At 62.2% G+C, this 14,023-nt stretch carries 11 protein-coding genes; all 11 read left to right on the top strand.

Annotated elements, in window-relative coordinates; genetic code table 11:
• Positions 1-2: 2 nt before the first annotated feature.
• The 11 genes from KF730_RS12035 (at position 3) to KF730_RS11985 (ending at position 13,977) form a co-directional block, all read left to right on the top strand.
• The gene (locus KF730_RS12035; RefSeq protein WP_294095503.1) at positions 3-698 is read left to right on the top strand and encodes a polysaccharide biosynthesis/export family protein; all 696 of its coding nucleotides are present in this window, start codon (positions 3-5) and stop codon (positions 696-698) included.
• A gap of 101 nt (positions 699-799) precedes the next feature.
• Complete coding sequence (locus KF730_RS12030) at positions 800-2,995, top strand: polysaccharide biosynthesis tyrosine autokinase (protein WP_294095501.1); 2,196 nt, start codon at positions 800-802, stop codon at positions 2,993-2,995.
• Between the two features lie 66 nt (positions 2,996-3,061).
• The gene (locus tag KF730_RS12025; RefSeq protein WP_294095499.1) at positions 3,062-4,222 is read left to right on the top strand and encodes a hypothetical protein; all 1,161 of its coding nucleotides are present in this window, start codon (positions 3,062-3,064) and stop codon (positions 4,220-4,222) included.
• A gap of 190 nt (positions 4,223-4,412) precedes the next feature.
• The gene (locus KF730_RS12020; protein WP_294095498.1) at positions 4,413-4,790 is read left to right on the top strand and encodes a MarR family EPS-associated transcriptional regulator; all 378 of its coding nucleotides are present in this window, start codon (positions 4,413-4,415) and stop codon (positions 4,788-4,790) included.
• 28 nt (positions 4,791-4,818) lie between these two features.
• A complete protein-coding gene (gene wecB, locus KF730_RS12015; RefSeq protein ID WP_294095496.1) occupies positions 4,819-5,961 on the top strand; it encodes a UDP-N-acetylglucosamine 2-epimerase (non-hydrolyzing) in 1,143 nt (380 codons plus the stop codon).
• Positions 5,958-7,199, top strand: a complete 1,242-nt coding sequence (wecC, locus tag KF730_RS12010) for a UDP-N-acetyl-D-mannosamine dehydrogenase (RefSeq protein WP_294095493.1) — start codon at positions 5,958-5,960, stop codon at positions 7,197-7,199. Before wecB ends, wecC begins: the two co-directional genes overlap by 4 nt.
• Before the next feature lie 57 nt (positions 7,200-7,256).
• Positions 7,257-8,591 carry a polysaccharide biosynthesis C-terminal domain-containing protein gene (locus tag KF730_RS12005; protein WP_294095490.1) on the top strand — a complete coding sequence of 445 codons (1,335 nt, stop codon included), beginning with the start codon at positions 7,257-7,259 and terminating at the stop codon, positions 8,589-8,591.
• A gap of 109 nt (positions 8,592-8,700) precedes the next feature.
• A complete protein-coding gene (locus KF730_RS12000) occupies positions 8,701-9,855 on the top strand; it encodes an O-antigen ligase family protein (protein ID WP_294095489.1) in 1,155 nt (384 codons plus the stop codon).
• Complete coding sequence (gene asnB / locus KF730_RS11995; protein WP_294095487.1) at positions 9,822-11,717, top strand: asparagine synthase (glutamine-hydrolyzing); 1,896 nt, start codon at positions 9,822-9,824, stop codon at positions 11,715-11,717. The genes KF730_RS12000 and asnB overlap by 34 nt, the downstream gene beginning before the upstream one ends.
• The gene (locus tag KF730_RS11990; RefSeq protein ID WP_294095485.1) at positions 11,714-12,853 is read left to right on the top strand and encodes a glycosyltransferase; all 1,140 of its coding nucleotides are present in this window, start codon (positions 11,714-11,716) and stop codon (positions 12,851-12,853) included. The genes asnB and KF730_RS11990 overlap by 4 nt, the downstream gene beginning before the upstream one ends.
• Positions 12,850-13,977 (top strand): glycosyltransferase, encoded by a 1,128-nt coding sequence (locus KF730_RS11985; protein ID WP_294095482.1) that lies wholly within the window; start codon positions 12,850-12,852, stop codon positions 13,975-13,977. Before KF730_RS11990 ends, KF730_RS11985 begins: the two co-directional genes overlap by 4 nt.
• The last annotated feature ends 46 nt before the right edge of the window (positions 13,978-14,023 follow it).

The raw sequence follows: 14,023 nt of genomic DNA, 5'->3' as shown, positions 1-14,023 counted from the left end.
TTGTGAGTTTTGCCTTGCTCGCGCTTTCGGCCTGTGCGGGGCAGACGAGCGTTGGTGGTTCGCCCAATATGACCGTGGTGCAGGGTAATGTCCTGCCGCCGCCGGATCGCGCCGATCTGCTGGCGACCGAAAGCCGGCCTTATTATGTCGGCCCGTTCGACAAGCTGACGATCGACGTGTTCGGCATCGACGAACTGCGCCAGCGCGAAATCCAGGTCGATGCCAGCGGCCGCATGTCGTTCCCGCTGGCGGGCGTTCTCGAAGTCTCCGGTCGCACGCCGGGCGAGATCGAAGTTCTGTTGAAGGACCGGCTGCGCGAGCGCTATGTTCGCGATCCCCAGGTTACCGTCAACCTCAAGGAAACCGTCAGCCAGGTCGTGACCATTGAAGGTCAGGTCAAGAAAGCTGGTCAGTATCCGGTAATCGGTCGCATGACGCTGCTGCGTGCGATCGCTATTGCCGAGGGAACCGACGAATTTTCCAAGCTTGACGAGATTGTCGTGTTTCGCACGGTGAAGGGCCAGAACCTTGCCGCGCTTTATGATCTGCGCGCGATCCGCCGCGGCAATTATCCTGATCCGGAGATTTTCGCCAACGACGTCGTCGTCGTCGGGGATTCAAAGGCGCGCCGCATTTTCAAGGATTTCCTTGGCATCGTTCCGTTGCTGACCACGCCGCTGATCGTGGCATTGCAATAAGCCGCTTCCGGCGCGCGCCCGTAAACCTGCCTGCATGAAGCGCTGTCGCGTTTCCAGAGAGTGAAACTGAGACTATGGTTGCCTATTCAGAAGAAGCTGCCGTGACGCGCGTTCCGCTGCAGTCGGACGAAGCTGCGTTGGTGCAGGATAACCAGGATTTCGTAGCGCCGCTGCTCAAGCGATACCTGCACACGCTCAATCGCTGGAAGTGGGTGGCGATCGCGGTGATGACCGTGGCCATCGCGGTCGGGCTGGTGATTACCCTGCTGACCGCGCCGACCTACACCGCGACCTCGCAGATCGAGATTAGCCGTGACCAGAAACGAGTCACCAATGTCCAGGGACTTGAAGGCGCGGTGGGTGCGCAGGACCTGGAATTCTACGAAACCCAATATGCCCTGCTCGAAACCCGTTCGCTTGCGGAGCGCGTTGCGCGCGGGCTCGATCTCAATCGCAACGACGCTTTCTTCGAAGCGGCCGGCATCGAGATCAATGAAAAGGAGCTGGGCAACGCCAAGGTCGCGCCGCTGACGCAAAAGCAGGCCGATCGCCGCGAGAAGGTTGCGATCAGTACACTGCTTTCGCGCATCTCGATCGATCCGGTGCGCCGTTCGCGCCTGGTCAAGATCAGCTATACCAGCCGTTCGCCGGCGCTGTCCGCGCAGATCGCCAATGCCTGGACCCAGCAATTCATCGGCGCGAGCATGGATCGCCAGTTTGCATCCACTGCCGATGCGCGCAAATTCCTCGAAGAACGGCTTGCTGCGCTGAAGACTCGGCTCGAAGAGTCCGAGCGCGAAGCCGTGACCTATGCCGCCGATCGCGGCATCGTGACGCTGGAAACGGTCAGGGACGCCCAGGGCCGCACCCAGGGCCAGCGCACCCTGGCCGCCACCGATCTCGAAGCACTCAACGCAGCGCTGAGCCAAGCGACGTCCGATCGTATCGCTGCGGAAAGCCGTGCGCGCGGGCAGCGGGGCGATGTCAGTCCCGAAGCGCTGGGCAATGCCGCCATTTCCGATCTGCGCCGCCAGCGGGCCGAGGCCGCATCGGAATATGCGCGGGCGCTGGTCCAGTTCGAGCCGGAATATCCGGCGGCGCGCGCGCTCAAGGAAAAGATCCAGTCGCTGGATCAGGCGATTGCGCTCGAAACGTCGCGGGTCGGCGCGAGCCGTTCGCAGACCTATAAGGAAGCGGTTGCTAAGGAAGCCAGTCTGCGCAGCGAGGTCGAAAAGCTGCGCGCGCAGCTCGACGAACAGCAGCGCGCCAGCATCCAGTATAATATCTATCAGCGCGAAGCCGATACCAATCGCCAGCTCTATGACGCGCTGCTGCAGCGCTACAAGGAAATCGGCGTTGCAGGCACAGTCGGCGTCAACAATATCGCCATCGTCGATCAGGCGCGCGTGCCGACCGTTCCTTCGGCGCCGAGCTTGTTCAAGAACATGATCCTCGCCATCGCGCTGGGCCTGTGTCTGGTCGTTGCGCTGGTCGTCGGCCTTGAGCAGATCGACGAAGGGGTGGTCGATCCGCAGCAGATCAGCCGCGCCCTGCAGGTGCCGTTGCTTGGCTATACGCCGAAGACCGATGGCGCGCTTCAGGACGAGTTACAGGATGCCAAGTCGGATCTGTCCGAAGCCTATTTCAGCATTCATTCGAATCTGAATTTCAGCACGCATCACGGCATGCCGAGATCGCTGATGGTCACCAGCACCAAGCCGGGCGAAGGCAAATCGACCACGTCGATGGCGCTGGCGCGGATCATCGGCCGCACCGGAAAGCGGGTGTTGCTGGTCGATGCCGATCTGCGCTCGCCGACACTCAATTACATCTTCGAGTTGGACAACAAGGCGGGCTTCAGCAATCTGCTTGCCGGCGAAGACGATCTGATGCGGCTTACCGCGGAAGTGCCGTTCAGGGGCCTGTCGGTGCTCACCACCGGCCCCAAGCCGCCAAATCCGGCAGAGTTGCTCAGCGGTGATCGCATCAAGGTGCTGATCCAGGAAATGCTCGAGCATTTCGATCACATCGTGATGGATGCGCCGCCGGTACTGGGGCTCACCGATGCGCCGTTGCTCGGCAGCACGGTTGAAGGCTGTGTGTTCGTGATCCAGGCGGGTGACGTGCCGCTGCGTGGCATTCGTGCGGCGCTCCAGCGCTTGCGTATGGTCAACACCCATATCTTCGGCGCGGTTCTGACCAAGCTGTCGCAGCGGGATGCCGGCTACGGGTATGGCTATGGCTATGGCAGCAGCTATGGCTCCTATGGTCGGGACGACGACCCTAAGCGGGCATAACGGGAGCCGACTGACATGGCGTGGCGAGTAGCGCGTGGCGTCCTGATCGGTGCGATCACGATCGGATTGGCAGGACTGGCCGGTGTCCAGGCCCGCGTTGCTGCACTCGCCAAGGCGCAGCCCGAAGCGGCCCTGGCACTGTCTGCCAACAATGCCGACGCGCTGGTTGCCGCCGTCGATCAGCAGATAATGCGGGGCAAGTCGGATATCGATCTGACGGCAATGGCGGTGTCAGCAAGTCGTGCACTGCGCGCGGCGCCGTTAAATCCCGGCGCGTTGCGCCAGCTAGGCCTGGCCAAGGCGGGCAAGGGCGATCAGGCGGGGGGGCGTGCACTGGTGATGCTCGGCAACCGCGTGTCGCAGCGCGATTTCCTGGCCCATGTCTGGATGATCGAGGATCGTGTCGCTGAAAACGACATTCCCGGCGCGCTCGATCATTATGATCTGGCATTGTCGATCAGCGAACTGGCTGACGGAGCGTTGTTCCCGGTGCTCAGCGGCGCGCTGTCTGAGCCGGAAGTGCGGGCGGCGTTCGCCCCGTATCTGCACAAGTTGCGGCCATGGATGCCGCGCTTCCTGACCTATGTGGTCAATAGCGGCTCGGGTTCGGTGGAGATTGCTGATGCGCTGGTGGTGCGTGGGGGGGGGGGGCTGCCGGCCACGCCCAGCTACGCCGGCCTTGATGCGCAATTGCTTAAAAAGCTCATTGCCAACGGCAATTACGATACGGCCTATCGCTATGCCGCATCGCTGCCCGCTGGCGCGCAGGCGATGCGGGAGATCGGCTTTACCGAGGCGGCAACCAATTTGCGCCTGGGCCCGGTTGTGTGGGAGCTAGCCGATTCAGCGGATCTGCGCGTCCGACCCAGCAGTGGCGACAAGCTCGACGTTACCGTGCGCTCCAATGCCGATGGCGTAGCGGCAACGCGGATATTGTTCCTCAAACCGGGCAGCTACCGGTTTAGCCATGCGGTCGCGCCGCTGCCGGATACGGACCCGGTTTCGCTGACGTGGGTGCTGCGCTGCCTTCCGGCCGGTCAGGACGAGACGATCTGGAAGCAGGATTATGCCTCCACCCTCTCGGAAAAGCAGTTTGCGGTGGTGGTGAAGATCCCCGATCGCTGCCGCGCGCAGCAACTGGGCGTGGTGATCCGCGGCGGCGACACGCAGAACGAAGCGGGCGTTGTGCTGGGTCCCCTTGCGATGGTGGCAGCGCCTGTTCGATAGGATCGGATAGGCGCGGGGCGGGCGTCCATCCACGGTACAACGGGATGCGCGTTTGTGACTTCACAAGCGCTGCCGGCGCCTCTAAGCGTTCAAATTCGAACGGTCGCTGCGGTGGCCGGGGGAGTGTCGTGGCGGCGTGTGGCTTTGCACACGCTCCGGCGGCAAATATCAAACCTGTCGTTGATCGATCATGGCTGCACCGGAAAAGCGCGAAGATCTTCATTTCCGTTTGCTTCGCCTACTCGAGGAGCATCCGGAATATAGCCAGCGAGACATCTCGCGCGCGCTGGACGTCAGTCTCGGCGGGGTCAATTATTGCCTCAAGGCGATGATCGACAAGGGTCTGATCAAGATCGAGAATTTCAAAACCTCGCGTCACAAATTCGGCTATCTGCATGTCCTTACTCCCCAGGGCATCGCCGAGCGGGCCGCGCTGACCAACCGTTTCCTGCGCCGCAAGCTTGCCGAATATGAGGTTCTCAAGGCCGAAATTCAGGCGCTGGAGGGCGAGATGGCCGCGCGCGGCGGGCAGCCCGGCACCGCCGATATCGCCAGCTCCAACCCATGATCTCCAACAGAGGCATCGTCTGTTCGATATGACCCGTATCCTGACCATATTTGGCACGCGCCCCGAAGCGATCAAGTTGGCGCCGGTCGTGCTGGCGCTGGCCGGCGACCCGCAAATCGTCCACGCGACCTGCGTTAGCGGACAACACCGCCAGATGCTCGATGCCGTGCTCGAGGTGTTCGGCCTGACGCCTGACTATGATCTGGACATCATGAAGCCGGGCCAGAGCCTCACCCACATCACTACCGCGGTGCTCGAAGGGGTTGGCCGGGTCATCGACGAGTTCAAGCCTGACTGGGTGATCGTCCAGGGCGATACCACTACGGCGATGGCGGGCGCGCTCGCCGCCTTCTACGCGAAGGTCAAGGTCGCCCATGTCGAGGCTGGATTGCGCACCGGCAACATTCATTCGCCCTGGCCCGAAGAGGTTAACCGCAAGCTCGTCGGCCAGTTGGCGACGGTGCATTTCCCACCGACCGAGGTCGCCGCCGACAACCTGCGCGCGGAAGGCGTGCGCGAGGAGGATTTGCTGGTTACCGGCAATACTGTGATCGATGCGTTGCAATGGGTTGCGGCCAAGCTGGGAAGCGACCGCTCGCTGGCGGCGCAGTTCGAAGCGCAATTCGCGTTTCTCAACCCGACCAAGCGTCTGTTGCTCGTCACCGGGCACCGCCGCGAGAATTTCGATGGCGGGCTTGAGCGCGTTTGCCGTGCCCTTGCCGAAATCGGCAAGCGCGACGACGTACAGATCGTCTATCCGGTTCACCTCAATCCCAATGTCCGCAAGGTCGCGTGGGAAGTACTTTCGGACAGTCCGGCCGTGCACTTGATCGAGCCGCAGGATTACCTGCCGTTCATCCATCTGATGAGCCGGGCCAGCCTGATCATCACCGATTCGGGCGGCATCCAGGAAGAGGCGCCGGGCCTTGGCAAGCCGGTGCTGGTGACTCGCGACACGACCGAGCGGCCCGAAGCGATGATCGCAGGCACTGCCCGGCTGATCGGCACCTCGGCCGAAGCGCTGATCGCCAATGTCGTCGAGCTGCTCGATGATCCGCAGTCCTATGCCGCGATGGCGCAGGCACGGAACCCCTTTGGCGATGGCCAGGCGGCCGGCCGTATCGGCAATCGCATCAAATCGGAGTCTGGAAAAATGGAAGTTGTCGAATGAGCGGCGTCCGCAGCGTAGGCGTGGTGGGTCTTGGCTATATCGGCCTGCCGACCTCGGTGGTGTTCGCCGATCACGGCGTGGATATCATCGGCATCGACGTCAATCCGGCGACGGTAGACTCGATCAATCGCGGCGAGCCGCACATTGTCGAGCCGCAGCTCGACGTGCTCCTGCGCAAGGTGGTGGAATCGGGTAAGTTGCGGGCAACGCTGACGGCGGAAGCCGCCGATGCGTTCATCATCGCCGTCCCTACGCCGTTCCGCGACAATCATGAACCCGATCTCGCCTATATCGAGGCAGCGGTAAAATCGATCGCGCCGGTGCTGGCCAAGGGCAATCTGATCGTGCTGGAATCAACGGCGCCGGTCGGCGCGACCGATCGCCTGTCCGAATGGCTGGCGAGCAGTCGGCCCGATCTGACCTTCCCGCATCAGGCGGGCGAGCTGTCGGACATTCGCGTTGCGCACTGCCCCGAGCGCGTGCTGCCCGGGCAGATCCTGCGCGAGCTCGTCGAGAATGACCGGATCATCGGTGGTCTGACGCCCAAATGCGGGCAGGCCGCTAGCGATCTTTACCGCGTATTCGTCCGCGGCAACGTCAAGCTGACCGACGCCAGGACGGCGGAAATGGCGAAGCTCACAGAAAACGCTTTTCGCGATGTCAACATTGCCTTCGCCAACGAGCTGAGCGTGATCTGCGACCGTCTGGGCATCAATGTCTGGGAGCTCATCGGCCTCGCCAATCTTCATCCGCGCGTCAACATCCTCAATCCCGGCCCCGGGGTCGGCGGCCATTGCATCGCGGTCGATCCCTGGTTCATCGTCGCCGCGGATCGCGAGAACAGCCGGCTCATCCAGGCCGCGCGTGCCGTCAACGACGGCAAACCGCATTTTGTGGTCGATCAGGTTCGCCAGGCAGCGGCAAAGTTCGATCAGCCGCGGATCGCCTGTCTCGGCCTCGCGTATAAAGCGAATGTTGACGATTTGCGGGAAAGCCCCGCAGTCGACATCGTCCATATGCTGGCCGAACAGAAGATCGGCACCTTGCTGGTTGTCGAGCCGCACGTCGATACGCTGCCCAAGGCATTGACGGCACAGGGCCTGACGCTGAGTGATTACGCGCAAGCGGTGGACAGCGCCGATATCGTGCTGCTGCTGGTCGATCATGCGTTGTTTCTGGCGGGCGGGCGCGATGCGCTAAACGGCAAGATCGTGATCAACACCCGCGGCGTGCTGTGACCATCGCCGTCATCCGTTTCTGTCTGGCCCGACGGGCGCACGGCAATGCCTAACGCATTGCTCCGTTCCCTGCTGGAGCGGCTCCGGTCGGGAGCCGCCGCCAAGGTGTTTGGCCTTAGCATCGCGAATGCGATCTTCGGGCTGGCCACGGCGACGTCGCTGGCGCGCCTGATGGGGCCGCACAATTTCGGCGGCTATAATTTCCTGCTGGCATTGCTGGCGATTGTATCGTTTCCGATCGGCACCGGTTTGCGGCAGGTCGTGCTGCGCGAAACCGCCTATGCCGTTGCCCGGCCCGATGGGGTCCATCCCTATCATATCTGGCGCTGGGGATATCAGGCGGCGATATTATTGTGCGTGGTCGTGCTGGCCGGTGGATTTGCCTGGGGCGCAGCGATCGTGGGGGTCAGCGGCAACGTCACGCTGGCGATCCTGTTGGCGATCATCCTGATCACGGTGCCGGTCATGCATGTCGGCGTCGGCGCTGTGCAGGGCATGGGGATGGTCGTCGTCAGCCAGATTCCCGAATATCTGATGCGTCCGATTGGCATCCTGGTGGTCACCGGGATCGTTGCCATCGTCACCACCGCGCGTCCGCTGGGGCTTGAAACGGCGCTCGGCATCTATGCGGCGATCAGCCTGGTCTGCGCCGGTGCGGCGATGTTCTGGCTGCGCAAATATACGGCGCGCAACTTTGCCGACAGGCCGCTCGGTCAGACCTCGCTTGACCGGCGGGCGCTGACCATGGCTGCGCTGAGTTTCGGGATGATCCAGAGCGTGCAGTTGATCACCGACAATGTCGATACGCTGATGCTGGGCTTCCTCACCACCACTGTCGAGGTCGCGCACTATCGTGTTGCGGCAGCGATCGCCACGCTTGCCTCATTCGCGATCATTGCGATCAACACCGTGATTTCACCCGAGATTGCCCGGCTCCATGCGCTTGGTGCACGAGACGAACTGCAACGGTTGATCCATACTAGCACGCGCGTGATCGTGCTGATCAGCCTGGTCAGCCTGGTCGCGATCCTCGTCGCCGGCCATCTGGTTTTGATGATCCTGTTCGGGTCCGAATACAGCGCTGCAGCTGTGCCGCTCTATACCCTGTCGATCGGCCGTTTCGTCGCTTCGTGTTTCGGCCCGGTTGCGACCGTTCTGAGCCTGACCGGTCACGAACGGCTGACGCTGGCCGGGCTATGTGCCTCGGCGCTTTGCAACGTCGCGCTCAACCCGCTATTCATCCCGCTCTATGGCGCCACAGGTGCAGCGCTTTCGTCGGGCATTTCGATGATCGTGTGGGGCGCGTTTCTGTGGGTCGCGTTGCGCAAGGCCACGGGCTTCACGACGATGTTCGCATTGCGCCGCAGCCCTGCCGCGCAGACTTCAATCTAGGTAGCTGGACGCCGATATGCAGCATGGCATCACCGCCGCACCGGCAACGCAACGGGCAATCTGGGCCCGAGCGGCGCTGTATCTGTTCCTGTTCTCGATCAATTTCGAGATGGTCAATCTGCTCGGTGATGCCGATCGTGGCCTCTCGATCAGCCGCATCACCGCGGTTATCTATGGCGTGGCGGTGATGGCTGGCGGCAAGCTGCGCATTCCCGACGACGCCAAGCTGTTCACCCGGCTGCTGTTCATGTTGCAGTTGCTTTTGATCCTGATTAGCATCTACAATGTCAGTGGCGAATATACGCGGGTCTTTGATGTCTCGATCTTCTCGTGCGCGCTGATCTTTGTCCTTCTCCTCTGGCATCAGAATTTCGATCCCGAGGCGGTTTTCGACGGGTTGATCTTCTTCGCACTGGGAGCGGTAGTTATCTCGACGCTCGGCATCGCCGGCTATGGTGTCGAATATGATATCGACGGGCGCCTGACCCTGTTCGGCGACAATTCCAATCTGGTCGGTGTGCGGATGACGGTCGCCACTATGGTTTTGATCTTCTCGACCGTCCGCTTCCTTGGCAGCAAGCTGTGGCTCAGTGGGATATTCGGGGTGATGAGCCTGTTGACCGGCCTGTTCATGATCGAAACCGGGTCGCGGGTCGCGGCGCTGTCGCTGTTTGCCGCGCTGCTGATATTTTACGCGCGGTATCTGATGTTCGGCCGCAAGTTCATTTTCGGCGCAGTTATGATCGGCCTCGGCGTGATAGTCGCCGTGCCCTATTTGATCTTCGCTACCGACATTCCGCTCGTCGAGCGTCTGCAGCGATCCTATTACGAAGGCGATCTTGCCGGCCGCGGTGATGTCTGGAGTTCGTATCTGGACGAGTTGCGCGGCGTCGAAGATTTTGTGATCGGGCACGGCTTTTCCGGGTTCGACCGGCTCGCTAATCACCTGTTCGGTGGGTTCATGAGCCCACATAACGTGCTGGTGGAAACGTTGATCCTGGGTGGTTCACTGGGCGTTACCCTCTTCCTGGCGATGAACTTTCTGGCCGTGCTCGCCGCAGTCCGCCAGCTGCGCCTGGCCAATCGGATTTTGCCGATCATGCTGCTGATGCCCTATCTCGGATCGGTCCTGTCGGGCCAAACCCTCAACGTAAAGCTGATGTGGGTGGTCGTCGCGACCTGCTTTGCGCCATTCGCTGCGGCACGGGCAACGCCGCGCTTGCATGAACAATGGCGAACCACCAAGACGGCGAGTGCTGCCTGATGTGCGGTATTGCCGGTTTTATCTCCCTGACGCCGTTAGTGCAGGAACAGGCGGTCTCGATCGTAACCGCAATGGCCGATCATATTCGCCACCGCGGCCCCGATGCCGGTGGTGGCTGGGTTGATCCGGCCGCCGGTGTTGCGCTGGGGCATCGTCGCCTGTCGATCGTCGATCTGTCATCGGCCGGCGCGCAGCCGATGGATTCGGCAAGCGGCCGATACGCGCTGGTGTATAACGGCGAAATCTACAACCATCTCGATGTTCGCGATGCGCTGGGCGGCACCAGCGTGCCATGGCGCGGGCATTCCGATACTGAGACGCTGCTTGCCGCAATCGAGGCATGGGGCATCGAGCGGGCGCTGCAGGTCTGTGTCGGAATGTTTGCCTTTGCGCTATGGGATCGCCGCGAGCAAGCGCTGACGCTGGCTCGCGACCGGATGGGCGAGAAGCCGCTATATTATGGCTGGCAGGGTCAGACGCTGCTGTTCGCCTCCGAGATCAAGGCTCTCTACGCGCATCCGGCATTCGAACGGCGGATCAATACCGATGTGCTCGGCAATTACTTTCGCTTCGGCAACACGCCGGGGCGCAGTTCGATCTGGAGCGGGATCGGCAAATTGCCGTCCGGCACCTATCTCACCTATCGTCGCGATGCCGGGCGGAGCCTGGCCGAGCCGGTGCCATACTGGTCCATCGACGCTGCCGCCGCCGCCGGGCGGGCCGACCGTTTCCGCGGCTCGGTCGACGATGCTGCCGATGCGCTCGGTACGGTGCTTGGACAGGCGGTCGGCCAGCAAATGGTTGCCGATGTCCCGCTTGGTGCATTCCTGTCCGGCGGCATCGATTCCTCGACCGTGGTGTCGCAGATGCAGGCGCTGTCGCCGCGGCCGATCAAGACCTTCACGATCGGTTTCGAAGAGCCTGAATATGACGAATCCGGTCATGCCGAAGCGGTGGCAGCGCATCTTGATACCGAACATATTACGCTGAAACTCTCGGCGGAGGATGCGCGGGCGACGGTGCCGTCGCTTTCCGCGCTGTTCGACGAACCGTTTGGCGACACGTCCGCGATCCCGACCCTGCTCGTTTCGCGTCTCGCGCGGCAGGAGGTCACTGTGGCATTGAGCGGCGATGGCGCCGACGAATTATTTGCCGGATATAGCCGTTATCATAGCCCGCGTATGCGCCGGGCGTGGCAGTTCGGGCAGCTGGCGCCGGCGCCGTTGCGTACTTTGGCCGGGCGCCGCATCGGAGGCACCGCCTATCCCGCCGCCGCCAGCCGCGATCCGGCAGCGTTTCTTCAGGGCATGTACGATCTGTCGCTGTCGCAATGGTGGACGCCGCCGGTGCTCGGCGCCGAAGCCACGGTTCCGGTCGCAGACACGCCGCGCGGCATCGATCCCGTCGGATTGATGATGCGCGCCGACATGCATCGCTATCTTCCCGATGATATTCTCACCAAGGTCGATCGCACGGCCATGTCGGTCAGCCTCGAAACGCGGGCGCCGTTTCTGGACCACCGCGTCGTCGAATTTGCGATGCGTCTTCCAACCGCATTGCTGGTGCGCGACGGGGTCGGCAAGATGCCGCTGCGGAGCCTGCTGTATCGCAGCGTCCCGCGCGCGATACTCGAACGGCCCAAAATGGGTTTCGCGCCGCCGGTTGATCACTGGATGCGCGGGCCGCTGCGCGACTGGGCCGAAGACCTGCTGTCGCCGGAAAGTCTGGGCAGGAGCGGCTTTCTCGATGTCGCTGCGATACGCAAGCGCTGGACGGCGCATCTGTCGGGCGCCGAGAACCATCGCGACCCGCTGTGGATTGCGCTGATGTTCCAATCATGGCTGCGCGAGAACGTCGCATGAAGATCCTGCTGATCATCGATTATCTGGGCTCTGGTGGAGCACAGCGGCAGATCACCAATCTGGCGCTCGGTCTGCAGGCGCGCGGCGTGACGGTGACGCTTGCTGTTTACCATTTTTCCGATGCGGATATCTTTCGTCCGGCGATCGAGGCGGCTGGCATCCCGATCTTTAATATTACCAAGACCAGCAAATATTCGCTCGAAGTGCCTGCCGCGCTGCGGCGTGCGATGAAGCAGGGGCGCTACGACGCAGTTATCTCGTTCCTCGATGCGCCCAATATCTATGCCGAACTCGCCAAGCTTGGCGTGCCCGGGCAGACGCTGATCGTTTCGGAGCGACTGAGCTACCTTGCCGAAACCGGCTGGCTGTTCAGCCGCCTGCGCCGCGTGCTGCATGCCATTGCCTCGGTAGTGGTGAGCAACAGCCACAGCCAGACCGAGTGGCTGCGCCGCTTTCCGTGGCTGCGGCGCAAGGCGCGGACCATCTATAACGGCTATCCGATCACCGAATATCAGCCGCTCGATCCGCCCGGCGCGGGGCCGCTCAAGCTGTTGGCGGTCGGTCGCATCTCACCGCAGAAAAATCCCAAGGCGTTGGCCCAGGCATTTGTCGATCTGCATCGCAAGATCGGCAAGATACCGCAGCTGACCTGGGTCGGCCGCGTCGAAAGCGGGGCCGATACGCTGTATCGCGAAACCTGCGATATTATCGACGGCTATGCGCCGCTCAAGCAGAATTGGGTATGGGCTGGCGAGCATTCCGATGTGATGCCGTTCTTCCGCGATTGCCATGCACTGGTGCACCCGTCGCTGTACGAAGGGTTGCCCAATGTCGTGTGCGAAGCGCTGATGGCGGGGCGCCCGGTGCTGGTTTCGGACATGTGCGACAATGCGTTGCTGGCCGGCCGAAACCGGGAGCGGGGACTGGTGATCCCGGATCTGACCGCGCAGGCGATCGCGACGACGATGGAAGCGCTGTACGACATATGTGATGAGCAATGGCGCACATGGAGCGCCAATGCTCGCGATCACGCGGTCAACAACCTCAAGATTGAGACGATGTGCGATGCCTATCTGGCGCTCGTCCAGGAACTCGTCGCACGGCGGACCCCCGTTACGGGGGGTGCCGGGCAATGACGATCGACAAGGGCATCAACGTTGCGTTCCTGGGCAGTGGTCGCTGTTTCCATACCGATGACTGGTATCGCTCGACGCTCAAGCTGCTCGGACGGCCGGTGCCGTTTGTTACCGACAATTACGAGGGCGACGGCCTGCCGACGATCCTGCAGGACAGCGATGATGTTCGCGAGCTGCTGATCATCGATCCGCTGATCTTCGCCAAATCGGCCTCGCTAGGCCATAAATGGCGCAATCTGCTCAAGCTGCTACTAACCCCGCTGCAGGCGCTGCTGCTGCGGCGCCAATTGCGCAAGCTCGGCAAGCCGTTTCTGATCGCGCATTCGACCTATTACGCATTTGTCGCCAGCTTCACCGGCGCCGCCTATTCCTCGACACCCCAGGGCAGCGAGGTGCTGGTTCGTCCGGCATCGCGCCTGTATCGCTGGCTGCTCCAGCGCTCGCTTCGTCATGCGCGCTTCGCGACGGTCGATTCCGAAGCGATGAAAGCGGCGCTCGAGCGGCTTACCGATACCCCGGTTCACATCGTCCAGAACGGGATCGACGTGGCGGCGGCGCAGCGCGCGGCTTCGCCGCGGCGCGATCTGGTCCTGTCGATACGCGGGATCACCGAAAATTATCGCATCGCCGAGATTTTCGCGTCCCGCGATGCCTCTGCCCCCGATGTCGCGCTCACGCTGGTCTATCCGTTTACCGAACAGGGCTGTTTTGACAGTGTGCAGGCGGCATCGCGTGAAGACGACCGCTTTCTCGGCCGCGTCGATCGCCAGGCGCTATATGCGTGGATGGCGCAATCGATCTGCGTTGTCTCGATACCTGAAAGCGATTCCTCGCCGCGCTCGGTCTATGAAGCGATCTTTGCCGGTGCGGCAGCGTTGTGCTCGCCCTCGCGATATATTGAATCGCTGCCGGCATGCATGCGCGCGCGTATCGTCACGATCGATATCGCCGAGGCGGACTGGCTGGCACGCGGCCTGGCACAGGCGCAGGAGATCGTGCGGAGCGCGTACCGCCCCAGCGAAGCGGCGCTGACGACGTTCGATCAACTGCGCAGCATGGAAAAGATGCTCGGTCTGGTCGCGCAATCTCAGGCGGCTGCGCCCTTGGCGGGACAGACGGTATGACCTGCGCGAGCGCCCCGCTTTCGGCATCGCCGGCAATCCTTGACGA

Source organism: Sphingomonas sp., from assembly GCF_019635515.1.
GTDB lineage: Bacteria > Pseudomonadota > Alphaproteobacteria > Sphingomonadales > Sphingomonadaceae > Sphingomonas.
This window is presented reverse-complemented; position numbering and strand designations above follow the sequence as displayed.

Excerpts from the sequence above, each read along its gene's own strand:
- KF730_RS12020 (WP_294095498.1), top strand. The coding sequence starts at position 4,413 with ATGGCTGCACCGGAAAAGCGCGAAGATCTTCATTTCCGTTTGCTTCGC.
- wecB (WP_294095496.1), top strand. The coding sequence starts at position 4,819 with ATGACCCGTATCCTGACCATATTTGGCACGCGCCCCGAAGCGATCAAG.
- wecC (WP_294095493.1), top strand. The coding sequence starts at position 5,958 with ATGAGCGGCGTCCGCAGCGTAGGCGTGGTGGGTCTTGGCTATATCGGC.
- KF730_RS12000 (WP_294095489.1), top strand. The coding sequence starts at position 8,701 with ATGGTCAATCTGCTCGGTGATGCCGATCGTGGCCTCTCGATCAGCCGC.
- asnB (WP_294095487.1), top strand. The coding sequence starts at position 9,822 with ATGGCGAACCACCAAGACGGCGAGTGCTGCCTGATGTGCGGTATTGCC.
- KF730_RS11990 (WP_294095485.1), top strand. The coding sequence starts at position 11,714 with ATGAAGATCCTGCTGATCATCGATTATCTGGGCTCTGGTGGAGCACAG.
- KF730_RS11985 (WP_294095482.1), top strand. The coding sequence starts at position 12,850 with ATGACGATCGACAAGGGCATCAACGTTGCGTTCCTGGGCAGTGGTCGC.